Here is a 22,857-nt window from a genome sequence, read left to right on the forward strand (position 1 = left end):
CCATGCCCGCGGCAAGGGAGCTAGTCAATAAGAAGTATTGGATTTTAACATTATATTTCGAAGAGTTATCTATAGTCTAAAGAGGCTGAGACATAATTAATTGTCTCAGCTTTCTTTAACATATTGGCAGTAGATGTCTGAATTAAAAGTGCGCTTATATCAAGCTTCTTTCAATCCTAGCCATCCTTGCCGGGGTGGGACAACGAAAATAATTTTGCTAAATTATATTTCTGTCCCACTCCCTTTTTATTTTGCGAGCGTCGTTTTAATATTTTCAATCTTCTATTTCACTATAGTATAATGATTGTGTGTTAAATGATAATTATTATCATTGGGGAATATCTGATGTAATTTACATACATCATAGGAGGAAATCATATGGAAGACGTTACAATTATTGGTGGCGGTCCAGCTGGATTATTTGCAAGTTTCTATTCTGGATTAAGAGGGATGTCAGTTAGAATCATAGACGTGCAAGATAAATTGGGTGGCAAAATGCAAATTTATCCAGAAAAAATTATTTGGGATATCGGTGGCGTGGCACCTAAGCCGTGTTATCAAATTATTGAAGATATGATTCAACAAGGTTTGCATTTTCAACCTAAAGTCAATTTGAATGAACGTGTAACTGATATACGCAAAGTTTCAGAAAGACATTTTGAAATTGAAACAGAAGAGGGACATATTTACGAATCTAAAGCAGTTATTTTCGCCATAGGTGGAGGTATAATCAATCCTAAACCACTTGATATTAAGGGAGCAGAACGATATCAACTCACTAACCTTCATTATGTAGTGCAATCATTTTCAAAATTTAGAGGCAAAAATGTGCTCATTTCAGGAGGCGGCAATACAGCATTAGATTGGGCGAGAGATATTGCTAAAATCGCCAATCGTGTTACAGTCGTTTATCGAAAAGCAGAAACGAGTGGTTATGAAGCGATGAATAGGATTTTGGAAAATCTTGGTGTACAATTATTGCCAAATACTAAAATTAAACAACTCATTGGAGACGACAATGAGACACGCATCCGTCAAGTTCAATTAGAAAATATTGAGACTGGTATAACAGAAACTCAAGACTTTGATGAGGTGATTATTAGTCATGGTTTCGATCATGAGAATACACTTCTCAAAGATTGTACATCTCAATTTGAACTTTATGACGAATATCGTGTTAAAGGATTTGGAAATACCACAACGAGTGTCGAAGGTATATATGCTTGTGGAGATATTGTGCATCATGATGCAAAGGTTCATCTTATTGCAAGTGCGTTTAGTGACGCAGGTAATGCTGCAAATTTAGCCAAAACATATATAAATCCGGAGGCAGCTACTGAAGGCTATGTATCAAGTCATAACGACATTTTTAAAGAATCTAATGAAGATATCGTTAATCAATATCTGTATTGAGTTGAATGAAAGGACGAAATAGAGATGGCATTAGTTAAATTTGAGGCGCCTAAAGTTCAAGACTATTGTGATTTAAGAGTGAACGCAGGTATGAGTCCTAAATCGATTGAAGCGGCTGGAAAGGGGTTACCCAATGCTTGCTTTAACGTCACAATTTATGAGCAAGAAACTTTAATAGGTATGGGACGCGTAATTGGTGATGGCGGTACCGCATTTCAAATTGTAGATATCGCAGTGGATAAAAATCATCAAGGTTTAGGCTATGGTCGTAAAATAATGGAAGAAATTATGACTTACATTGATAGTGTTGCAGAAAAAGGAACGTACGTCAGCTTGATGGCAGATTATCCAGCAGATCAACTTTATGAAAAGTTCGGTTTCAAAAGTACAGAACCCTATTCAAAAGGAATGTACATCAAATATTAAATTGAAAGCGCGCGAGTGGGTATCAGATTCACTCGCGCGCTTTTTCATACATTTTTTATACTTAAGCATTGAAATCAATGACAATACGTCCAGTATTTTCATGATTAATGACTTTTTCAATAGCATCAGGAATGTCCTCGAATGAGATAATATGCTTGATATCATGTAATTGATCAGGTTTTAAATCTCTTGCTAATCGTCTCCATACACGTCTACGTAATTTAATAGGTGTAAATACAGAATCAATACCGATGATACTCACACCTCTTAAAATAAACGGAAAGACAGAACTTTCGAATTCCGTTCCACCAGTCATACCAATGACAGCTACGCTACCATTATTATCTAAGCGTTTAACTATATAAGGTAAGTTCTTACCACCTACTGGGTCAATGGCAGCTTGCCATGTACGAGAAGCAAGTGATTTATCATCATTATCAGGTAAACGGTCAATTACTTCAGTGGCGCCTAATTGTTTTAGTTGGTTATCAACATCTTTACGACCTGTACTTGCGACAACATCGTATCCTAAATTATCTAGCATCAGCATAGCCAATGTACCAACACCACCAGTCGCACCTCTTACAAGCACTTCATTACCTTCAATTGACATGCCTGCTTTTTCTAACTTTTCAATGGCTAAACCAGCAGTATAACCTGCTGTTCCATAAATCATCGCTTCTTCTAAAGTTAAACCTTCAGGCAATTCAATCACCCATTCTGATTTAACACGGGCATATTCACTAAATCCTCCATAATGACTTACTCCTAAATCATAACTTGTGACGATGACTTTATCTCCAACTTCAAAACCAGGTGCATTTGTTTCTTCTATCGTTCCTGCCAAATCGATACCAGGGACCATTGGATACTTTTTCACGATAGCATTATAATCTTGTGCAGCTAACGCATCTTTATAATTGATACCTGAATAATGTACTTTGATAAGGACATCTCCCTCAGGTAAATCATCTTTTGTTAGGGTTTTATATTCTTGTGAGACTTTGCCATTCTCGTCTTGATCAACTATAAAAGCTTTGAATTTTTCAACCATTATCAGTCACTCCTTCAAATGTTTTATATATCAACGTCGCATAGTTAAATGTATTTATTGGTTCTAAATTTACTTAATTATTGTTTACCCAGTAATTTTACTTTTTAAAATGACTATCTTTATAAAGTACCTTTTCTCATTTAAAAATTAAAATGATATTTTGATAAAAAGTTAAAAGAGTTGTTATTGACACAAATAACACCCACGAATATAATTATCATGATAATGATTATCAATTGAGAAGTTTTGCATGAATCTCATTGGGAGATTGAATGTCTTAACAATACATAGTTTAAATTTTTTATGAGGTGAAGTAATGAAGAAATTACCAGTGATTTTATTAGCATCATCATTGTTATTAGCAGCATGTGGAAATAATGACAGCGATAAAAATAGTTCAAGTTCAAATAATAATAGCAGCAACAGTAGTAATAAAAAAGAATTAAACGAAGCAACTAAAAAGTATGAGAAATATACAGATGGTCAACTTGATCAATTCTTAAAAGGAACTCAAAAATTTGTTGATGCGATTCATGATAATGATATGCAAAAAGCGAAAGAATTGTATCCTAAAGTACGTATGTACTATGAACGTTCTGAGCCTGTAGCAGAAGCATTTGGTGATTTAGATCCTAAAATTGATGCTCGTTTAGCTGATATGAAAGAAGAGAAAAAAGCGGATCAATGGACTGGTTATCATAAAATCGAAAAACAATTATATCAAGATAATAAAATTGATAGCACGACTAAAAAAGATGCAGATCAGTTATTAAAAGATGCGAAAGAGTTACATGCGAAAGCAGACACTTTAGATATTACGCCAAAATTAATGTTGCAAGGTTCAGTTGACTTATTAAACGAAGTTTCAACATCTAAGATTACTGGTGAAGAAGAAATCTACTCACACACTGACTTATACGACTTCAAAGCTAATATTGAAGGTGCACAAAAAATTTATGAATTATTCAAACCTACATTAGAGAAGAAAGATAAAAAGTTAAGTGCTGATATTCAAAAGAACTTTGATAAAGTGAATAAACTGTTAGATAAATATAAAGACGGTGACGGTTACAAATCATATAATGAAGTAACTAAGAAGGATAGAAAGGCATTATCTGATGCTGTTAACTCTTTAGGTGAACCGTTAAGTAAGATGGCCGTGGTTACAGAATGAGTAAATTAGATAAAGATCAATCATCGCAAATGTCACGCCGTTCATTTTTAAAAATGTTAGGCATCGGTGGGGCTGGCGTAATGATTGGAGCAAGTGGTGTCGGAAGTATCTTCTCATTTAAATCAATGTTTGATACACCTGAAGATGAAGAGAAGGATGCATATGAGTTCTATGGCAAAGTTCAAGCTGGAATAACTACGCCAACACAGCGGTCTATTAATTTCGTCGCTTTAGATTTGAAGACAAAAGATAAATCTGAAATTAAAGAGATGTTTAAACAGTGGACTAAGATGGCGGCACAAATGACTGATGGTGATGCTGTAGGAAAGGAAAGCAACAATCCTTTACTACCTCCTGTTGATACAGGTGAAGCGATTGGTTTAAGTGCAAGTAAGCTCACACTTACGTTTGGCGTAAGTAAATCATTTCTTAAGAAGATAGGTATGTCAGATAAGATACCTAAAGACTATAAAGATTTACCACACTTCCCAAATGATCAACTTTCTGATGATTATAGTGATGGAGACATTATGATTCAAGCGTGTTCAATGGACGATCAAGTCACATTCCATGCCATTCATAATTTAATACGTCCATTTAGAGATGTTGTACAAGTCAAATGGTCTCAAACAGGTTTCGTTTCAGGCCAACTTCATGAAACGCCACGTAATTTAATGGCATTTAAAGATGGTACAGTTAATCCTCGTCATACTGATGAATATAAAGATTATGTATTTATTAATGATGGATGGGCTAAAAATGGAACATACTGTATTATTCGTCGTATTCAAATCCATATTGAAACTTGGGACCGTACTGCGCTTGAGGAACAAGAAGCTACGTTTGGTCGTAAACGTCAATCTGGAGCGCCGCTTACAGGTAAGAAAGAGTTTGACGAACTCGATTTGAAAGCAAAAGATAGCAGTGGTCAATACGTCATTCCTGAAGATGCACATGCACGCTTAGCGCATGAAGCCAAGACTTCTATTAAACGTCGTGCCTATAACTATGTTGCAGGAACAAATGAGAAGACGGGTGCATTAGAAACTGGATTACTATTTATTTGCTTCCAAAAATCAACACAACAATTTATTGATATTCAAAATCATTTAGGTCATAAAGATAAATTAAACGAATATATTACACATCGTGCCTCCGCAACATTTATCGTGTTACCTGGTGTAAAAAAGGGAGGATACCTCGGTGAAACATTATTCGATTAAGATACTTGCCATCTTAATTCTATTATTAACTGTATTAAAAGTAGCACCTGTACATGCAGAAGATGCTTCAATGAGTGAAGCATATGTATCGATTACAGATGCTAAATCAACAATTAATGATGATTCTAAAAAAGATAGCGACAAGCAAAAAGCGATTCGCAATGTAAAAAAAGAAATTGATGCTTTAAATGTGAAAGATAACAAAGAAGGTAAAGCAGTTAAAAGTAAATTAAAAGAAGTTGAAAATGCTAAATCTTCAGATACACAGGGAGATAAGCTATCCGAATTGACTAAAGCATTAATTGCTTATGAAGATTCTCAGTCTTCTAAAGATGCGTCAGGTCAAATCAAAGAGCTTAAACAAGCAGTAGATGCGAAAGATGCGCCTATACAAAAAGCGATTAAAAGTAAAAATCGTTCAGAATTAGAATCAATTAATAATAGCTTAAATCAAATATGGACAAGTCATGAGACGGTAATTCGTAATTATGATCAAGGAAAATATGGCACAATCGAAGTCAATTTAATGCAACTTCGTGTTGCCGTTCAAAAGGATCCGTTAGATACTAAGAAAGTTAAAAATGCATGGGATACCTTTAAATCTAGTATCGACACGGTAGATCAGAAACAGTCTTCTGAAGATAATGGAAAGTACAAAGTAACGCAATTAAATGACGAATTAGATAAAGCGATTAGTGGTATTAACAACAACGATTTAAATAAAACTGACGAAGCCTTATCTAAATTCATTCAAATTTGGCCATACGTCGAAGGGAAAATCCAAACAAAAAATAGTAGCTTATATACGACGATTGAAGACAAGATTCCTTATTATCAAAGTATATTAGATCATAGTAATAAAGAACGTGTTAAAGATGGTTTAAAAGATATTAATAACGATATCAAAGACACTGTTGGAACAGGTGATTATACCTTTGTCGATGTGATGATTATCTTCTTACGTGAAGGTTTAGAAGTACTACTTATTATTATGACGTTAACAACAATGACACGTAAAGTTAAAGACCATAAAGGAACATCCAGCGTTATTGGTGGAGCGCTTCTAGGTTTAGTTTTAAGTATTACACTTGCAGTCATCTTCATTGCAACGATTGGTAACAATGGTATTGTACGTGAGGGTATGGAGGCTGTGCTAGGCATTGTTGCAGTTATCTTGATGTACGTTGTCGGCGTGTGGATGCATAATCGCTCGAGTGCGAAACGTTGGAATGAAATGATTCAATCGATGTATCAGAATGCAATTAGTAATGGTAATCTCGTATTGTTAGGTACAATTGGTTTAATTTCAGTGCTCCGTGAAGGTGTCGAGGTCATTATATTCTATATGGGTATGATAGGAAGTATTAAAACCCAAGACTTCATTATCGGTATTGCAATAGCTATTGTGATTTTAATCATCTTCGCCTTTGCGTTTAGATTCATTGTAAAATTAATTCCAGTACACTATATCTTTAGAGTACTTTCAATACTTATCTTTATCATGACATTTAAAATGTTAGGTGTAAGTATTCAAAAATTACAATTATTAGGTTGGATGCCTCAACATAGTATTGAAGGCCTTCCTACAATCAGTTGGATTGGATTCTATCCAAGCATTGAAACAATTACTGCTCAAATTATTCTTATTGTGTTGATACTTTTCTTTGTATTTAAACAACGTAAAAAGAATCATTCATAAATAAAAAATCACAAATGAAACTCTGAGTTAGAGTTCATTTGTGATTTTTTGCTTTCGGGATGTAATTTTCGCAATAAACATACTGATTTCAAATAAGATAATTAACGGCAATGTTAATACCAAATTTAAAATTAAATCTGGTGGTGCGATAATACTTGCTGCAACAAAACATGCGAAGTAAACATATTTTCTATAACGTCCTAACTGAGTCACATCAATTAATCCGAAATGTGCTAATCCCATAAATAATATAGGTAATTGGAATATAAATCCAAAGACGAGTAACCATCTTATTAGTTCTCCTAAATAAGCTTTGAATCCGATAACTTGATCAATACTTAGTAGGTGAGATAGATTTTCCGAAAAGTTAATAATCATAGGGAAGCCAATGAAAAAGGCAAAGGCAACCCCTGAAATAAATAAAATTGCACAGAAAAAACTGTATTTATATATAAACTGTCGTTCATATGCATGTAAACCTGGTGCAACAAATGACCAGAGTTGATAAAAAATGATTGGTATAATAATACATATCGCAACTGTGAATATAATCATGACATAGATTTGAATTGTTTCTGTAAACGAAAAAGTATGCAACGTAACATGTGCACGTTTAATATATCTAATCAATGATTGAATCCACCAATGAGATGAAATGTAAACGATGATGACTGAAATAATAAATGCAATGAAGACAACGACTAGTCTATGACGCAATTCACCAAAATGTTCTATTAATGAAGAATTACTTAGATTGTTCTCGTTGTGATTTGGATGCTTTACTGGGAGTTTCGTGTGAATCTTCGTCTATATGTTCAGCTGCTGATTTAAATTCTTTCAAAGTTGAACCGATTGCTCTACCAAATTGTGGTAATTTCGTTGGTCCGAATATAATTAATGCAATAATTGCAATAACGACTAAACTCGTTGGGCCAGTGATACCTACGACAAACATACTTCCTAACATAATATAACCTCACTCTATTTTTTACGATTTTCATCTATAACTTTATACTCATTGATAAATATTATCAATACCCAAATGATAGTATTGTAAAATAATTAGGTTTGATGCTACGAATAAAAAACAGTGCCATTTTTATTAAAATACGTTAAAGTGGTTTAAACGATAAAAAGGGGATGTTGATGATGAATGAACGTATTCGTGAAGTGAAAATTGATGAAGTAACCATTTTACAAGATATAGCTAAAAGAACGTTTTATAATACATTTAAATCATCCTATAGTGACGAAGACTTTAATAAATTTTTTGATGACGCGTATCATCTAGATAAATTAGAAAATGAACTCCAAAATAAAGCATCGTTTCATTATTTTTACGAGGTTGGCGAACAGGTAGTGGGTTATTTAAAATTAAATATTAATGACGCTCAAACTGAAAAAATGGGTGATGCGTATTTAGAAGTGCAGCGCATTTATTTTGATGAGAACTATCAAGGTGGAGGTAGAGGCCACCGTTTGATTGATTTAGCTATTAAAAAAGCACATGAACATGACAAAACTAAAATTTGGTTAGGTGTGTGGGAACATAATCCTAAAGCGATTCGCTTTTACGAAAAAAGAGGATTTGAAATCACGGGGTCTCATGAATTTTATACAGGAGATGTGATTGATAGAGATTTAATCATGGAGAAGACATTGATATAAATGTTGGAATAGAATTTACTGTGTTTATATTAAAGGCATTAAAATATAAAAGGGTGTACCTATTATTATTAGCGTTTGTGGCAAATTTTAGATATAATTGTAACATTAAATTTCCATTAATTATAAGTTAATTTATAGTAAACCATTAGGTAGTAGTCCTACATAATTTATCTAGAACTTACATGTTGGATCATTTTTATATAGTAGAAAGAAAGGACGTATAGTATGAATACACTGACAATTATTGTCACATATTATAATTCTGAGGAATATATTCAAAGTTGCTTGGAAAGTATTAAACAACAAAGAACTCAAGATTTCGATGTCATTATCGTTAATGATGGTTCTACGGACCAAAGCGAACAACTAATGAAAGAAGCTTTAAAGGACTATGACAAAGAGGTCAATTATATTAAATTAGACCATAATCAAGGACATGCACACGCGCGCAACGTTGCATTAGATGAAGTAGATACACCATATTTTATGTTTTTAGACGCTGATGATGATTTAGCTTCTTATGCGGTAACATTTTATTTGGAAAAGTTAAATTCAACCGATGGATTAGTCGCTCCAATACATTCATTTTCAATTAAACGTCCGCAATATGTCGATTTAGATAGAGTAAAAGTTGAATATTACCATGCCGCTCAAAATTTAAATTCATTTTTAAGAAAGCAGACAGCTTGTAATATTATTTTTAGAACAGCGATTGTTAAAGCACATCATATTCGATTTAATGAAGATTTGGATATTTATATTGATTGGTCATTCCTTCTTGAATACATGAAATATGTCAACAAATTCATTCGTATCCTGAATTTTCCATTCTACTTCCGTGGCGAAGTGTATGATCCATTTGAGACATTAACGTTAAGTGAACAGAATTTTGATGTATTATTTGAAGATTACGTCAGAAGTTTTTACGATGCGTTAGAACGTACTTCAAACAAAATGACACGTGAATTTATTATTTATAAAATGCAAAATAGAATTGCGAGAGATTTCGATCCTACACACTATGATATTAAGCAAAGATATGAGGCACATAAAAACACACTTGTAGAACTATCACGCTTCCTCAATGTACATCTTGTTAAACAACAAAAACTTATCAATATGATAGAAACAATACTATTAATGAATGATGATACGTATAAAGCCTTTAAAGTGAATCAATTCAGAAAGACATTGCGCCATGTGAAGAACGTTGTGTTGAGAAGAAAAAATAAAGAACGTTCAATGTATGAATTAACAGATAAGGAAGAGAATGTTAAGCCTCAAACAATTGTATTCGAAGCCTTTGGCGGTAAAAACTATAGTGATAGTCCTAAATATATTTATGAATATATGCAAAAATACTATCCAAATTATCGCTACGTTTGGTCACTTAAAAACCCTGACAAGAGCGTAATTCCAGGTAATGCAATTAAAGTGAAACGTGGTTCAACTGAGTTTTATCAAGCTTATTCTGAAGCAAGTCATTGGGTTTCTAATGCGCGTACGCCTTTATATTTAAATAAAAAAGAGAATCAAACATATATTCAAACTTGGCATGGTACACCATTGAAACGTCTTGCTAACGACATGAAAGTGGTTCGTATGCCTGGAACAACAACTTCTAAATATAAACGCAATTTCAATCGTGAAACTTCACGTTGGGATTACCTTATTTCTCCTAATAGATATTCATCTGAAATTTTCAGAAGTGCATTCTGGATGGATGAACCTAGAATCTTAGAAATTGGATATCCACGAAATGATGTATTGGTAAATCGAGCAAATGATAAAAAGTTTATTGAGGAAATTAAAACGAATCTCAATTTACCACATGATAAAAAAGTCATCATGTATGCACCAACATGGAGAGACGATGAGTTTGTGAGTAAAGGTAAGTATCTATTTGAATTGAAAATTGATTTAGAAAATTTATATAAAGAACTAGGTGATGATTACGTTATCCTATTACGTATGCATTATCTTATTTCAAATGCTTTAGATTTATCTGGATATGAAAACTTTGCCATCGACGTTTCCAACTATAACGACGTTTCAGAATTATTCTTAATTAGTGATTGCTTAATCACCGATTACTCATCTGTGATGTTTGATTACGGTATTTTAAAACGTCCACAGTTCTTCTTTGCATATGATATCGACAAATATGATAAAGGATTACGTGGCTTCTATATGGATTATATGAAAGATTTACCTGGTCCAATCTATACAGAACCATACGGTCTAGCGAAAGAGTTAAAAGATTTAGATAAGGTACAAAATGAGTATCAAGATAAAATTGATGCTTTCTACGATCGATTCTGTTCAGTGGATGATGGTAAAGCGTCTCAATATATCGGAGAATTAATTAATAAAGATATTGAAAAGAAACGTTAAATTTAATACTTAGTTAATAAAAGTGGGGTATAATATTAATAAGGAATTAATATTATACTCTTTTTTTATGCTTTTATGAAAGTGAGTAGCTATAGAATCAGAGTAACAAGCGTTTGATTTTTATATGAAGCAGGAGGAGATTCACATGAAAAGATTATTAGCAAGCATCACTGTACTGTCCTTATTACTCGCAGCATGTTCTCATAATGAAAATAATGAGAATGATAAAAAGGACAACAACTCAAAAACAGAACATAAAGATAAAAAATCTGACAGTAACTCAAAAGATAAGTCTAAAAATCATCAAAAATCTCAAGAGCAAAATGATAAAAATTCAAAATCTAACGATAATGGAGACAATAATCAAGCATCATCCAGTGATCAAGCGAATAATGGTGACCATTCACAAACAGGAAAGGATAATAGTAATCACAAAGATTATGTAGCGCCATATCAAAGTAAAGATGCGACACAGGTAGCAAGAGGTCTATCACCATTCAAAGGTAATGAAGGGCAAGCATTACAGCAGTTACCAAATTTCAAAACAGCCCTTGATATCGCGCGTAAAGAAGCGAATATGTTTGGTAATTCAACTAAGAAGTATAATGATTATTCAATAGAAGCAACTGAAGATGGCTTTAGATATGTATTTAGCTTTAAAGATTCATCTAAAAAGGATAATTATTCTATTGTAACTGTTAACCGTCAAGGCGAGCCAACACTTATTGATCCAAATTATCAACCATAATATAAATTGAAGTAAAATACCAATTGCAGGTTAAAATCAAAACTATATTGATAAAAATAATCCCTCAGAAAGATTGAAGTACAATCTTTTTTGAGGGATTCGTTCGTCTTTAGCATACATATCATCTATAGCTGTTAAATAAGAATTAATATGTTTAATTTAATTGTTGTGTAATTAAATGGCTTAGTTGCTCTAATGATTGATTATGTCTGTTTACCAATTTACTGTCAATATGAGGCACTTCATCAGAAATTAAATTATTTGTGAGTAATGTTGCATCTGTGTACCATACTTGTTTAAGGCTCTCAAGTACATCTTCATACACGCCACGTTCTTCAACATATTCAGCATGCTGAGGTGTATAAAGACATACCTTTTTATTAATCGTGAGTGCATCGAAAATAATAGAAGAATAATCCGTCAATACGATATCAGATACAATAATTAAGTCTTGAGTTTCCACACTTTCAGGAGGGACAATGACTTGTTCGGGTATGTGTATATCCTCACTTTCAACATGTCCTTTAAATATGACATTATATTTAGCGAGTAACTGCTCTGAAATAGGTAAAATATCCTCTTCGGATGGATTCGTTTTCCAGGTAGGTGCATAGAGTAGTACAGGTTTCGATGGATCTAAGTTTAGTCCTTTGATAATTCGTTTTCGTAATGATAGATCCTGTGCTCTATTCAATAAATAGTTGACTCTTGGATAACCTACAGGCAAGATGTCTAATTTCTGACTTGGAAAAGCTGATTCAAAATACGTAACAACAGGTTTTGAATCAACGACAAGATAATCTTGATGAACCCATTTATTATATTTACGTGCACGATAGTTATAAATATTTAAGTTTTGATGTGGCTCTTTACTATCTAAGAAGAGACGCTTAATCGGTGTGCCATGCCATAATTGAATGACTTTACCGTTAGGGCGTATGTCATCAGGTAAGTAGCTCTCGATAATAACCACTTTAGCAGTTTCAATTAATTCTTTAGCCTTTTCATCCTTAGGAGAGTAGAAATGAGGCCCCGTTCTATCCTCTGTTATAAAATAAGATTCAACAGTAGGGTTATGTTTAACAAAATAATTAAACAAATACTTCGAGTTTCCTCTGTAATTATAATCAAAACCTAAGAATATGACATGGTCTTTCGTTTTAGATTCATCTTTGTCATAAAGATAACTAATTTCTCTATGCTTTCTTAGAGAGTAATTTTTAATTGGATTGACTAGCCATCTAGGTGCTTTAAATTTAGTGCTTAGCAATACTGAATCAGAATAACGAATGCTGTCATGATCATTAAAAGGTACACGTGTAAACGGAATTCTACGTTGATGTTCATAGGCAATTTTATTTAAGAAAAATTTGTCCCTATAACTCAAGTGATTACGATCAAAACTTCTCCAAAATACTTTACTTGTTCGAAGCGAATCTTTGAAATCTAATGCTACATGTCCATCTACAGCGACATGGCCTTTAAGAATGGTGAATAATGCTAAATCGAAGATAGTCTCAACTTCAAATTTATGTAATAAGGCAATAGTTGATTTCATTTCATAAATGACGTTCGGATATAAATTAATGTTTTGTACCCAATCTTCAAATTCGATATACGATTTACCAAAGTATCTACAATCATTAAGATACTGATTATGTATTGTATAGTCGACCACAAATGATGTTGATGGTAACTCAATCGATTTCAACATTGATTGATGAATTTGAATTTCGTTTGAATAGGGTACAAAATGTGTGTAACCTTCATGTATTGCTCTTTCTAATTGTCCTTCTAACTTTTCCATATGGGAAATATTAATTTGTTTTATCATTCAAATTCCTTCTATCTCATAACTTTTTTAATGTATATATTTTAACACGAGGGACGTTATGATTCATCATTTCACAATTTAAAATTGATTAAAGACGAAATTCTATAATCTTGAGTGAAGATAAGTTGAAACGTTTTCCAACGCAACTGAATAAAGAGTGAAAAGTCTGTTGAATTTTTAAAAGGAAGATGATATATTTTAATTGTGAAAAACTTCACAAAATTGTGAAAGCATACAGATGATTTTTAGTTATCGATAACACATTTTTAATTTTTTCAGTATGTGACTAGCTAGTAATTTTATAGAAAATTTTAGGAAAGAAGAGTCAAAATATGTTAGTACAAACATTTAATCCATTTGATAATTTAATATTATCAAGTTTAATCGCAGCGATACCTATTGTTCTATTCTTACTATGTCTTACTGTTTTTAAAATGAAAGGAATTTATGCCGCGATAACGACACTTGTCGTGACATTAATAATAGCCGTTCCATTTTTCAAATTGCCAGTTGGTATTGCATCTGGGGCAGTTGTAGAAGGTTTCTTCCAAGGTATTATACCGATTGGTTATATCGTTATGATGGCCGTTCTACTTTATAAAATCACATTAGAATCAGGACAGTTTTCTACGATTCAAGATAGTATTACAAGTATTTCTCAAGACCAACGTATTCAATTATTGCTGATTGGTTTCTCATTTAATGCATTTTTAGAAGGAGCAGCAGGATTTGGGGTACCTATTGCCATTTGTGCATTATTATTATCTCAACTTGGATTTAGACCATTACAAGCAGCGATGTTATGTTTAGTTGCGAACGCTGCTTCAGGTGCGTTTGGTGCCATTGGTATTCCAGTTGGTGTTGTAGACACATTACATTTACCTGGAAATGTTTCAGCGATGGGTGTATCTCAGACATCTACGTTAACTTTAGCCTTTATTAACTTCTTTATTCCATTCTTACTAATATTTATTATTGATGGTTTTAAAGGTATTAAAGAAACATTACCTTCTATCTTAGTGGTTTCAATTACGTATACCGCATTGCAAGCACTCTTAACTGTATTCAATGGTCCTGAGTTAGCTGATATTATACCGCCACTTGCATCTATGCTAGCTCTAGCATTATTTTCTAAGAAATTCCAACCGAAAAATATCTTCAGAATTCAAAAAGATGTCGAACCAGAACCCGTTCAACATCATAAAGGTAAAGATATATTATACGCATGGAGTCCATTCATCATATTAACAGTCATTGTAATGATTTGGAGTTCTCCATCATTTAAAGGATTATTCTTACCAAAAGGGAAGTTATCAAGTTTAGTATTTAACTTTAACTTGCCAGGTACCTTTAGTGAAATTGCACATAAACCTATCGTGTTATCACTTAATATTATTGGACAGACAGGTACAGCCATCTTACTTACAATTATCATTACGATATTAATGTCTAAGAAAGTAAACTTTGGAGATGCCGGACGTTTATTTGGCGTAACATTTAAAGAATTATGGTTACCAGTCTTAACGATCTGTTTCATTCTAGCTATTTCTAAGATTACGACATACGGTGGCTTAAGTAGTGCAATGGGACAAGGTATTGCTAAAGCGGGTAGTGTCTTCCCAATCTTATCTCCAATACTTGGATGGATAGGGGTATTTATGACAGGATCTGTAGTAAATAACAACTCTCTATTTGCGCCTATCCAAGCGTCGGTTGCACAACAAATTGGAACGAGTGGTTCTTTACTTGTTGCTTCTAATACAGTAGGTGGGGTAGCAGCTAAACTGATTTCACCTCAATCTATTGCGATTGCCACAGCTGCCGTTAAAGAAGTTGGTAAGGAATCCGAATTATTAAAAATGACTTTACGTTATAGCATTGGATTATTAATATTCGTCTGTCTCTGGACATTTGTATTATCACTTTTATTATAAAAAATGAAATACACTTATCAATGAGGTTGCACCAAGAAAATTAATTTTACTAGAACGATATTGCTATCTCACTTTCGAAATATCAATTCTAAAATAAGAGCTCTAAGAGGATTTCTAATCAAAGAACTCCTCTTAGAGCTTATTTAATGTCAAGATATCGTTTGCCAGTTATGAACTAAGGGAATTGCTCGAAGCGGTTTACTTTATTATTTAAACATCGACATAAAGTCTTCATATACTTTATCAGGTTGATATAATTCTAAAGTTTCTCTGCCACCTTGAACGATGTGTTCAAGCTCATGGTAGTTATGAGTGGTTAAATCGATTTGTTTCGCAAGTTGTGAGACGTTTTCATACTCAACAAGGTAACCATTCTTTCCATTTTTAATAATAGCATCTGGTCCCACATTCCCTTTAAAGCTGATAACGATATTATCTTGAGCCATAGCTTCTAATATGACCATTCCAAAACCTTCATTGCGAGAAGGAACAACGACAATTTTACTTTGAGCTAATTTACTATTTAAATCTTGTGTAGATTCATTGAGTTGTATAATATCCCCCAAATCATACTGATTGATAAATTCTTGAAGTTGTAATTTTTCTTTACCATCTCCATAAATATGAACCTCGTAATTTAAACTTCTCAAATAATCTTGAATGAGTCTGACGCTTTCTAGAAGTAAGTCAAATCCCTTTTCATATTCAAGACGTCCAGCAGCTACAATGATATTTTTCTTTGGCGCTGCAATCTTTTTCTCAGTAATCATATTTGGAACGACGTAGACAGGCGTCTTGATTTGAGATTGATATCTTTTGCGATCTGCTTCTGTTAACGTTGTAATCTTATTTAGATTGCGATACGCTGCTATGATTTCTCTTTGATATTGTTCAGGGTGGGCTTCGAAATTCATATGTTCCATACCAATGGTTGAGACTTCAGTTTTAGCATATTTAGAAATAAGTATGTTGAAGCTTGCGCGTGTTCCTACTAACACATCGGTAGAAACGTTTTTGATAGCTTTAATTATTTTCTTTTCTACATAACTTGAAAATTGATTGAGTCCCGGTTCGTGTTGAGAAATATGTTTCGTCTTTAAGAATGGCGTGTATGTTTTAACGCGGTTCGCAACAATCGCCTTTAAATTTTTAGGCTTAAAACGATAGTCAACAAGTACTTTAATCTTAATATCTTTATGCAGTTGGAAATAGGGCGTTTCAGCACCTCTAAATACTGAAATGATAGTAACAGGATGTCCTTTTTGTGCCAATGTATTCGCAAGTTGTGTTACAGACTTTACCGTTCCACCCATTGCATAAATGTTATGCATGAACAACGTGAACGACTTCATGAATTTAAACACCTCATTGTTTCTTTGTTATTATAAATAATTATAACATTAGACTTGCTTTCTCAGGTAATATGTTAAAATGGTTAAGTGGTTAAAATTTAAGACTACAAGTTTAATTATTTATGTATATCTGACTTTTTATCCTTTTGTGAAATACAATTTATGTATATAATTAAAGTAGTCTAATCAATGGTTATGATGAGAAGGTATATAGACTTCTTAAATAACTCTTGGGATATATTTTTTTTATAGATTTAGAAAGCGCTTTAATTTTAATAAGAAAATCTATGTTAAAACAAATCCATTAGAGTCAATCGTTCCATTTATTCATTGAAAAGGGGGACTGTATTTGTTATGAGTACACAACATAGCAAAACAGATGTCATCTTAATTGGTGGCGGTATTATGAGTGCAACGTTAGGAACATTACTTAAAGAATTATCACCTGAGAGAGAAATTAAATTATTTGAGAGATTAGAACAACCAGGAGAGGAAAGTTCAAATGTTTGGAATAATGCAGGAACAGGGCATTCAGCATTATGTGAATTGAACTATACTAAAGAAGGTAAAGATGGCTCAGTTGATATTACAAAAGCGATTCAAATTAATGAACAATTCCAAGTGTCTAAACAGTTTTGGGCGCATTTAGTACGTACTGGCCAATTAGAAAGTCCAGGAAACTTCATACAATCTGTGCCTCATATGAGTTTTGTCAAAGGTGAAAATAATGTACGTTTCTTAAGAAGCCGTGTAGATAGTCTACAAAAGAACGTTCTTTTTGAAAAAATGGAAATCTCTGAAGATCCTGAAAAGATTAAAGAATGGGTACCGCTTATGATGGAAGGACGTCAATCTGAGGAACCGATCGCTATTACTTACGATGAAACAGGAACGGATGTGAACTTCGGCGCATTAACGAAGAAATTAATCAGTAATTTACAAGATAAAAACGTTGAAGTTAATTATAAACACGAAGTTCAAGATATTAAGAAACAAGATAATGGCAATTGGCATGTTGTCGTAAAAGATTTAAAATCTGGCCAAGTCATACACTATGAGACTGAATTTGTATTTATTGGTGCAGGTGGCGCAAGTTTACCATTATTACAAAAAACAGGTATTAAAGAATCTAAACACATTGGTGGTTTCCCGGTAAGTGGTTTATTCTTAAGATGTAAGAACCCTGATGTGATTCAACGACATTATGCGAAAGTATATGGTAAAGCTGAAGTAGGTGCACCGCCTATGTCAGTACCTCACTTAGATACACGCTTTGTGAATGGTGAGCGTTCATTATTATTTGGACCATTCGCAGGCTTTTCACCTAAATTCTTAAAAACAGGTTCATACCTAGATTTAATTAAATCTGTAAAACCGAATAACATTGTAACGATGTTAAGTGCAGGTGTGAAAGAATTTAACCTAACTAAATATCTTGTATCACAATTGATGTTATCTAACGAAGAGCGTGTCGATGATTTACGAGTATTCCTTCCTGAAGCGAAAGATGAAGATTGGGAAGTTATCACGGCCGGTCAACGTGTTCAAGTTATTAAAGACACTGATAAATCGAAAGGTAATCTACAATTTGGTACAGAAGTGATTACTTCTGAAGACGGTACGCTAGCAGCATTATTAGGTGCTTCTCCAGGCGCTTCGACTTCAGTAGATATCATGTTTGATGTATTACAACGTTGTTATAAATCTGAATTTAGTGGGTGGGAATCTAAAATTAAAGAAATGGTACCATCATTTGGTTTGAAACTTTCTGAACATGAAGATGTGTACCGTGCAGTTAATAAAGAAATTAAAAAATATTTAAATGTGAAATAAATTTTAAACGAAGAGGGATTGAGAGAAGCTCGGTATCAGTGTACTTTCAATTCAAACACTTTCCGCTAATAGGTGAATAGAGTGTAGGCATATAAAATTAAATGTTAATACGTAGTATTTGATATAAAAGTAGCAGTAAGAAGATTCCAATTGAAATCCTCTTACTGCTATTATTTTTGGGAATTATGTCTCAGCTTCCTTTTTATTTACATATTCAATTGAATGGAGAATATTGTAGAATCGTTTGAATGTAAGGAGATATGTCCTCCATGTAATTCAATAATTGATTGAGTGATAGCTAAACCTAAACCGTTACTCGTGTTATCAGTACTTGTTTTATAAAATCTCTCGAAAATGTGAGCCTTATCTTGATTTGAAATGGTACCTTCATTTTCAATTGTAAAAATGATATTGGATGCTTCTTTAAATAAACGCATTTGAATCATACCTTGTTGCGGAGAATATTTAATCGCATTGATAATTAAATTGCTGAACGCTTGATGTATCAAACGATCATTTCCTAGGAAATACACATCTTCCAACTCAGTCATGATAACTAAATCTTTATTTTCTGAACGATAGTGTTCATGTCTTACGATGTCTTTAATTAATGCATTTAAGTGTATATGATCGTTAAATGTTAGATGAGCAGCATTGTCTAATTCTGATAGTAACAGTAATTCTTTTGTTAACTCGCTCACTTGTGATGTGATACTAAATAATTCATTAATATAAGATGTGCGTTCCTCTTTATTTTTGGAAAACTGTAACTGAGTAAGTAATCTTTGCATATGTGTTAATGGTGTTTTGATTTCATGAGAGACATTTTGTACAAAGTGCTGTCGCATTTGGTCAACTTGTCCTAGACTTTGTCTCATATGATCAAATCTCAATTGTAAAGTTCCAATTTCATCTTGTCTCGTTTGTTTGATTGGCGTTTGGAAATCACCATGCATGAGTCTGTTGGTCGCATTTTTCAAAGCAGAAACAGGCTTAATAATAGAATACGTAGACGCAATAACTAATGAAATTGAAATGACCAGTAATAATGAAAGTAAAACTGCTAAAAATATTCTAAATTCGCTAAATGTTTCTCCGATATCAGGGCGCATAAATACGGCTAATGGTCCGTGCTGAGTATGAAAACGCACGCCCACTGTATTGTCTGTTTCGTTATCGAAGAATCCAGTTACGAATAGTTCGAAAGGTTTATTCTTAATACCATGATAATCTTTGCCGTTCAAGACGGATTGTATAGCGTGATTTGATAATGAATCCTTTCGAAAAGCTTCCCCGTAAAAGTGCTTCGATTGATGGGCGTCCACGGTAAGAATTTGGTAATTCATGTCACCTAAATGTTTAAAATAGGACGTCAATTGCTTACTATTTTGTGTTGTTTCATACTCTCGCGCTTGCTTTAAGGTTTGCATAATTTTAGCATCGTTAGAGGACTTCAAATTAAAGTGATAATAAACATTCGTAAGTAAAAAGCTAACTAAAGCGCTAAAAAGTATAACAGTAATCGTATATATAGCTATTCTGGAATAGAGTGTTTTAAACATTTTGACTCACCATATATCCTTGTCCGCGCACAGTATGGATGGATACTGAAGCCTCTAATTGCATTAATCTTTTGCGCAGCCTTTTAATATGTACATCGACAGTTCGATCATCACCTTCATAATCAAAGCCCCAAATTTTCTCAATAATGTCATCTCGAGTAAATATATGTTTAGGATTTGATACTAATAAGAATATCAATTGAAATTCCTTATTAGGCAGATTCACTGTTTTCGAATCGACGCTAAGTTCCATGTAAGACTGGTTGAGTGTCAAATTGCCAAGTTTCAGTTCGCTTTCAGCATTGATTTGGTATCTTCGTAATACTGCTTTGATTCTGAATAACAATTCTTTAACTTCAAACGGTTTAGTCACATAATCGTCAGTACCACTTAAGAAAGCACGTTCTTTATCACTTAGCGCATCTCTTGCTGTTAACATGATAACAGGTAATCCATAATCTTCTTTCAGTTTTTGACATAATTCGAAACCATCCATGCCCTTCATCATAATATCGACAATCGCGATATCTACATTCTCCTTTTCTAGAAAATGAAGTGCCGTTTCGCCACTTAAAAATGTATGTGTGCGAATATGCTCATTGATGAGGTGGGTTGCTACATAATCCAAGATTTTACGATCGTCATCAACGATTAAACAATTAACCATAGTATGTCCGCTCCTAAGTTTTTCTATCATTATACTATTTCAAATTTAACTTTAACATATTGATTTTAGTTCATATTGAGTTCACATTCACTGCTTAGAATCTTTAACTATAAAGATAAAGGAGTGACGATACATGAATTTGGCATGGAAGGAAATAAAATTTTATAAATTCAGATTTATACAAATCATGCTGATTGTGTTTTTAATGGCAATCATGGTTCTATTTATTAGTGGTTTAGCTCAAGGATTAGCTAGAGAAAATATTTCTATATTTGAACAGTTTAAAGGGAATCAATTTATCATTCAGAAAATGAAAGAACCACAAATTGAAAAGTCTGCATTGTCAGAGGACCAACAACGACAAATCGATAAGGTAGTTAAAGCAAAACCAGTCAATATGATACAGAAGACATTAAATATTAATGGAAATGAAGAAAATGTGGTCGCATTAAATCGTACTAAAAACAGTGACTGGAAATTAACTTCAGGTAGATATCCGCAACATAAAAATGAAATTGTAGTCAATAAGAAGCTGCTCGCAGAAGGTCTTAAAGAAGGAAGTACAGTTAAATTTAAAAATAGTAATCAGAGTTACAAAATCGTAGGCATTTTAAATGATGCAATGTATGCACATAGTAATGTTGTAATATTGAACCAATCTGTTTTTCAAAATGAAAGTAAAGCCGTAGCATCATTTTATTCAACAAATCAACTCAGCAAAATACAGAAAAAACAAATTCAATCCATTCAAGGCACTCAAATCGTCAACACCCATGATTTAACAGACCATATTGCGAGTTATAAGGCTGAGCAAAGTCCATTAAAAATGATGATTTATAGTTTATATGTGATTACTGCAATTGTGTTAAGTGCATTCTTTTATGTCATGACCATTCAAAAAACATCTGAAATTGGAGTGCTTAAAGCTATAGGTATCTCAACACCACATTTGTTAATCTCACTGATTTTACAAATTTCTTTAATTACGTTTATTGGCATAGCCTTATCAGAGATTTTAATCATGATGATAAATCAAATTATGCCGGTGACTATGCCATTTCATCTAAGTTTAGGTAACCTGCTTTCAGTGGTAGTGATATTTCTAATCGTAGGTTTAATCGGTGCATCACTGTCATTTATTAAATTATTAAAGATTGATCCAATTGAAGCTATTGGGGGTAATGAATAATGACTTTAATCGTAGACAATATCGTTAAAACTTTTGGGGAAAATGATTCAGCAACTCAAGTACTTAAAGGTATTAACTTTGAAATTAAAAAAGGGGAGTTTGTCATCCTTAATGGCGCTTCCGGCTCAGGTAAAACGACATTATTAACAATATTAGGTGGTTTACTGTCTCAAACCTCTGGAGATGTATTATATGATGAGAAACAGTTATTCATTAACGGTAAGGACAATTCGCAATTTAGACTGAATGATATAGGGTTTATATTTCAATCCTCACACTTGATTCCTTATCTGACAGTAGAAGAACAGTTACTTATTGTAGGTAAAGAAGCGGGAATGCCTAAGAAAAGTGCTAAGTCTAGAGCAACACAATTACTTAATAATATAGGATTGGCGCATCGACTTCACAGTTATCCGCATATGTTATCTGGTGGGGAAAAGCAGCGTGTGGCAATTACTCGCGCATTTATGAATCAACCTAAAATCATTCTAGCAGATGAACCTACAGCAAGTTTAGATGCCAAACGAGCTAAAGAAGTAGTATCAATGATAAGTCAACAAATTAAAGCACATAATAAGATTGGAATTATGATTACTCATGATACAAGTTTATTTGAATACGCAGATCGCGTCATAGAATTATATGATGGACAAATTATAAAACAATAAAAATGAAGCAAGAGATCAG

19 protein-coding genes are annotated in these 22,857 nt (G+C 33.1%); 12 read left to right on the forward strand and 7 right to left on the reverse strand.

Annotated elements, in window-relative coordinates:
• Positions 1 to 378 precede the first annotated feature (378 nt).
• Positions 379 to 1,413, forward strand: coding sequence for an NAD(P)/FAD-dependent oxidoreductase (locus HMPREF2580_RS02240; RefSeq protein WP_070830256.1), 1,035 nt, complete (start codon positions 379 to 381; stop codon positions 1,411 to 1,413).
• A gap of 24 nt (positions 1,414 to 1,437) precedes the next feature.
• Complete coding sequence (locus tag HMPREF2580_RS02245; RefSeq protein WP_070830257.1) at positions 1,438 to 1,839, forward strand: GNAT family N-acetyltransferase; 402 nt, start codon at positions 1,438 to 1,440, stop codon at positions 1,837 to 1,839.
• Between the two features lie 61 nt (positions 1,840 to 1,900).
• Here the strand turns inward: HMPREF2580_RS02245 and HMPREF2580_RS02250 are convergent, their stop codons facing one another.
• Positions 1,901 to 2,893: an acrylyl-CoA reductase family protein gene (locus HMPREF2580_RS02250; protein ID WP_070830258.1), complete on the reverse strand. Its 993-nt coding sequence runs from the start codon at positions 2,891 to 2,893 to the stop codon at positions 1,901 to 1,903.
• A gap of 316 nt (positions 2,894 to 3,209) precedes the next feature.
• Here HMPREF2580_RS02250 and efeO point away from each other — a divergent pair, with 316 nt between their 5' ends.
• The 3 genes from efeO to HMPREF2580_RS02265 are packed head-to-tail and all read left to right on the forward strand — an operon-like array spanning position 3,210 to position 6,989.
• The gene (gene efeO / locus HMPREF2580_RS02255; protein WP_044466794.1) at positions 3,210 to 4,067 is read left to right on the forward strand and encodes an iron uptake system protein EfeO; all 858 of its coding nucleotides are present in this window, start codon (positions 3,210 to 3,212) and stop codon (positions 4,065 to 4,067) included.
• Entirely contained in the window at positions 4,064 to 5,290 is a 1,227-nt protein-coding gene (gene efeB, locus HMPREF2580_RS02260; RefSeq protein ID WP_002443989.1) for an iron uptake transporter deferrochelatase/peroxidase subunit, read from the forward strand. Before efeO ends, efeB begins: the two co-directional genes overlap by 4 nt.
• The gene (locus HMPREF2580_RS02265; protein ID WP_070830259.1) at positions 5,271 to 6,989 is read left to right on the forward strand and encodes an FTR1 family protein; all 1,719 of its coding nucleotides are present in this window, start codon (positions 5,271 to 5,273) and stop codon (positions 6,987 to 6,989) included. The genes efeB and HMPREF2580_RS02265 overlap by 20 nt, the downstream gene beginning before the upstream one ends.
• A 27-nt stretch (positions 6,990 to 7,016) precedes the next feature.
• Here HMPREF2580_RS02265 and tatC read toward each other — a convergent pair whose 3' ends face one another.
• Entirely contained in the window at positions 7,017 to 7,724 is a 708-nt protein-coding gene (gene tatC, locus HMPREF2580_RS02270; RefSeq protein WP_070830260.1) for a twin-arginine translocase subunit TatC, read from the reverse strand.
• A gap of 10 nt (positions 7,725 to 7,734) precedes the next feature.
• Entirely contained in the window at positions 7,735 to 7,956 is a 222-nt protein-coding gene (tatA, locus tag HMPREF2580_RS02275) for a twin-arginine translocase TatA/TatE family subunit (protein ID WP_002443985.1), read from the reverse strand.
• 182 nt (positions 7,957 to 8,138) lie between these two features.
• Between tatA and HMPREF2580_RS02280 the strand changes: the two genes are divergently transcribed.
• The 3 genes from HMPREF2580_RS02280 (at position 8,139) to HMPREF2580_RS02290 (ending at position 11,799) form a co-directional block, all read left to right on the forward strand.
• On the forward strand, positions 8,139 to 8,657 hold the full coding sequence (locus tag HMPREF2580_RS02280) for a GNAT family N-acetyltransferase (RefSeq protein WP_037541625.1): 519 nt from the start codon (positions 8,139 to 8,141) through the stop codon (positions 8,655 to 8,657).
• Positions 8,658 to 8,882: 225 nt separating this feature from the next.
• Positions 8,883 to 11,051: a bifunctional glycosyltransferase/CDP-glycerol:glycerophosphate glycerophosphotransferase gene (locus HMPREF2580_RS11945; protein WP_083321650.1), complete on the forward strand. Its 2,169-nt coding sequence runs from the start codon at positions 8,883 to 8,885 to the stop codon at positions 11,049 to 11,051.
• 145 nt (positions 11,052 to 11,196) lie between these two features.
• Positions 11,197 to 11,799, forward strand: a complete 603-nt coding sequence (locus HMPREF2580_RS02290; RefSeq protein WP_070830261.1) for a hypothetical protein — start codon at positions 11,197 to 11,199, stop codon at positions 11,797 to 11,799.
• 154 nt (positions 11,800 to 11,953) lie between these two features.
• Here the strand turns inward: HMPREF2580_RS02290 and HMPREF2580_RS02295 are convergent, their stop codons facing one another.
• On the reverse strand, positions 11,954 to 13,633 hold the full coding sequence (locus tag HMPREF2580_RS02295) for a CDP-glycerol glycerophosphotransferase family protein (protein ID WP_070830262.1): 1,680 nt from the start codon (positions 13,631 to 13,633) through the stop codon (positions 11,954 to 11,956).
• A gap of 332 nt (positions 13,634 to 13,965) precedes the next feature.
• On the opposite strand from HMPREF2580_RS02295, the gene HMPREF2580_RS02300 reads away from it, so the two are divergent.
• The gene (locus HMPREF2580_RS02300) at positions 13,966 to 15,567 is read left to right on the forward strand and encodes an L-lactate permease (RefSeq protein WP_070830263.1); all 1,602 of its coding nucleotides are present in this window, start codon (positions 13,966 to 13,968) and stop codon (positions 15,565 to 15,567) included.
• 206 nt (positions 15,568 to 15,773) lie between these two features.
• Here HMPREF2580_RS02300 and HMPREF2580_RS02305 read toward each other — a convergent pair whose 3' ends face one another.
• Positions 15,774 to 16,919 (reverse strand): glycosyltransferase family 4 protein, encoded by a 1,146-nt coding sequence (locus HMPREF2580_RS02305; RefSeq protein WP_070830264.1) that lies wholly within the window; start codon positions 16,917 to 16,919, stop codon positions 15,774 to 15,776.
• A 354-nt stretch (positions 16,920 to 17,273) separates the two neighbouring features.
• Here HMPREF2580_RS02305 and HMPREF2580_RS02310 point away from each other — a divergent pair, with 354 nt between their 5' ends.
• Positions 17,274 to 18,752, forward strand: a complete 1,479-nt coding sequence (locus HMPREF2580_RS02310; RefSeq protein WP_070830265.1) for a malate:quinone oxidoreductase — start codon at positions 17,274 to 17,276, stop codon at positions 18,750 to 18,752.
• Positions 18,753 to 18,958: 206 nt separating this feature from the next.
• Here the strand turns inward: HMPREF2580_RS02310 and HMPREF2580_RS02315 are convergent, their stop codons facing one another.
• Together HMPREF2580_RS02315 and HMPREF2580_RS02320 are read right to left on the reverse strand one after the other, a co-directional pair.
• Positions 18,959 to 20,314, reverse strand: coding sequence for a HAMP domain-containing sensor histidine kinase (locus HMPREF2580_RS02315; protein WP_070830266.1), 1,356 nt, complete (start codon positions 20,312 to 20,314; stop codon positions 18,959 to 18,961).
• Positions 20,307 to 20,981: a response regulator transcription factor gene (locus HMPREF2580_RS02320; protein WP_070830267.1), complete on the reverse strand. Its 675-nt coding sequence runs from the start codon at positions 20,979 to 20,981 to the stop codon at positions 20,307 to 20,309. Before HMPREF2580_RS02320 ends, HMPREF2580_RS02315 begins: the two co-directional genes overlap by 8 nt.
• 133 nt (positions 20,982 to 21,114) lie before the next feature.
• Here HMPREF2580_RS02320 and HMPREF2580_RS02325 point away from each other — a divergent pair, with 133 nt between their 5' ends.
• Both HMPREF2580_RS02325 and HMPREF2580_RS02330 read left to right on the forward strand, forming a co-directional pair.
• The gene (locus HMPREF2580_RS02325; protein ID WP_070830268.1) at positions 21,115 to 22,170 is read left to right on the forward strand and encodes an ABC transporter permease; all 1,056 of its coding nucleotides are present in this window, start codon (positions 21,115 to 21,117) and stop codon (positions 22,168 to 22,170) included.
• Positions 22,170 to 22,838: an ABC transporter ATP-binding protein gene (locus tag HMPREF2580_RS02330; RefSeq protein ID WP_070830269.1), complete on the forward strand. Its 669-nt coding sequence runs from the start codon at positions 22,170 to 22,172 to the stop codon at positions 22,836 to 22,838. The genes HMPREF2580_RS02325 and HMPREF2580_RS02330 overlap by 1 nt, the downstream gene beginning before the upstream one ends.
• Positions 22,839 to 22,857 lie beyond the last annotated feature (19 nt).

It is taken from the genome of Staphylococcus sp. HMSC036D05 (assembly GCF_001836225.1).
Taxonomy (GTDB): Bacteria; Bacillota; Bacilli; order Staphylococcales; family Staphylococcaceae; genus Staphylococcus; species Staphylococcus caprae.

What these genes read in the sequence shown, in the direction of transcription:
- HMPREF2580_RS02300 (WP_070830263.1), top strand. Translation starts at nt 13,966, where the DNA reads ATGTTAGTACAAACATTTAATCCATTTGATAATTTAATATTATCAAGT.
- HMPREF2580_RS02305 (WP_070830264.1), bottom strand. Translation starts at nt 16,919, where the DNA reads ATGAAGTCGTTCACGTTGTTCATGCATAACATTTATGCAATGGGTGGA.
- HMPREF2580_RS02330 (WP_070830269.1), top strand. Translation starts at nt 22,170, where the DNA reads ATGACTTTAATCGTAGACAATATCGTTAAAACTTTTGGGGAAAATGAT.
- HMPREF2580_RS02325 (WP_070830268.1), top strand. Translation starts at nt 21,115, where the DNA reads ATGAATTTGGCATGGAAGGAAATAAAATTTTATAAATTCAGATTTATA.
- efeO (WP_044466794.1), top strand. Translation starts at nt 3,210, where the DNA reads ATGAAGAAATTACCAGTGATTTTATTAGCATCATCATTGTTATTAGCA.
- HMPREF2580_RS02290 (WP_070830261.1), top strand. Translation starts at nt 11,197, where the DNA reads ATGAAAAGATTATTAGCAAGCATCACTGTACTGTCCTTATTACTCGCA.
- HMPREF2580_RS11945 (WP_083321650.1), top strand. Translation starts at nt 8,883, where the DNA reads ATGAATACACTGACAATTATTGTCACATATTATAATTCTGAGGAATAT.
- efeB (WP_002443989.1), top strand. Translation starts at nt 4,064, where the DNA reads ATGAGTAAATTAGATAAAGATCAATCATCGCAAATGTCACGCCGTTCA.
- HMPREF2580_RS02250 (WP_070830258.1), bottom strand. Translation starts at nt 2,893, where the DNA reads ATGGTTGAAAAATTCAAAGCTTTTATAGTTGATCAAGACGAGAATGGC.
- HMPREF2580_RS02310 (WP_070830265.1), top strand. Translation starts at nt 17,274, where the DNA reads ATGAGTACACAACATAGCAAAACAGATGTCATCTTAATTGGTGGCGGT.
- HMPREF2580_RS02295 (WP_070830262.1), bottom strand. Translation starts at nt 13,633, where the DNA reads ATGATAAAACAAATTAATATTTCCCATATGGAAAAGTTAGAAGGACAA.
- HMPREF2580_RS02245 (WP_070830257.1), top strand. Translation starts at nt 1,438, where the DNA reads ATGGCATTAGTTAAATTTGAGGCGCCTAAAGTTCAAGACTATTGTGAT.
- HMPREF2580_RS02280 (WP_037541625.1), top strand. Translation starts at nt 8,139, where the DNA reads ATGAATGAACGTATTCGTGAAGTGAAAATTGATGAAGTAACCATTTTA.
- tatA (WP_002443985.1), bottom strand. Translation starts at nt 7,956, where the DNA reads ATGTTAGGAAGTATGTTTGTCGTAGGTATCACTGGCCCAACGAGTTTA.
- HMPREF2580_RS02315 (WP_070830266.1), bottom strand. Translation starts at nt 20,314, where the DNA reads ATGTTTAAAACACTCTATTCCAGAATAGCTATATATACGATTACTGTT.
- HMPREF2580_RS02320 (WP_070830267.1), bottom strand. Translation starts at nt 20,981, where the DNA reads ATGGTTAATTGTTTAATCGTTGATGACGATCGTAAAATCTTGGATTAT.
- HMPREF2580_RS02240 (WP_070830256.1), top strand. Translation starts at nt 379, where the DNA reads ATGGAAGACGTTACAATTATTGGTGGCGGTCCAGCTGGATTATTTGCA.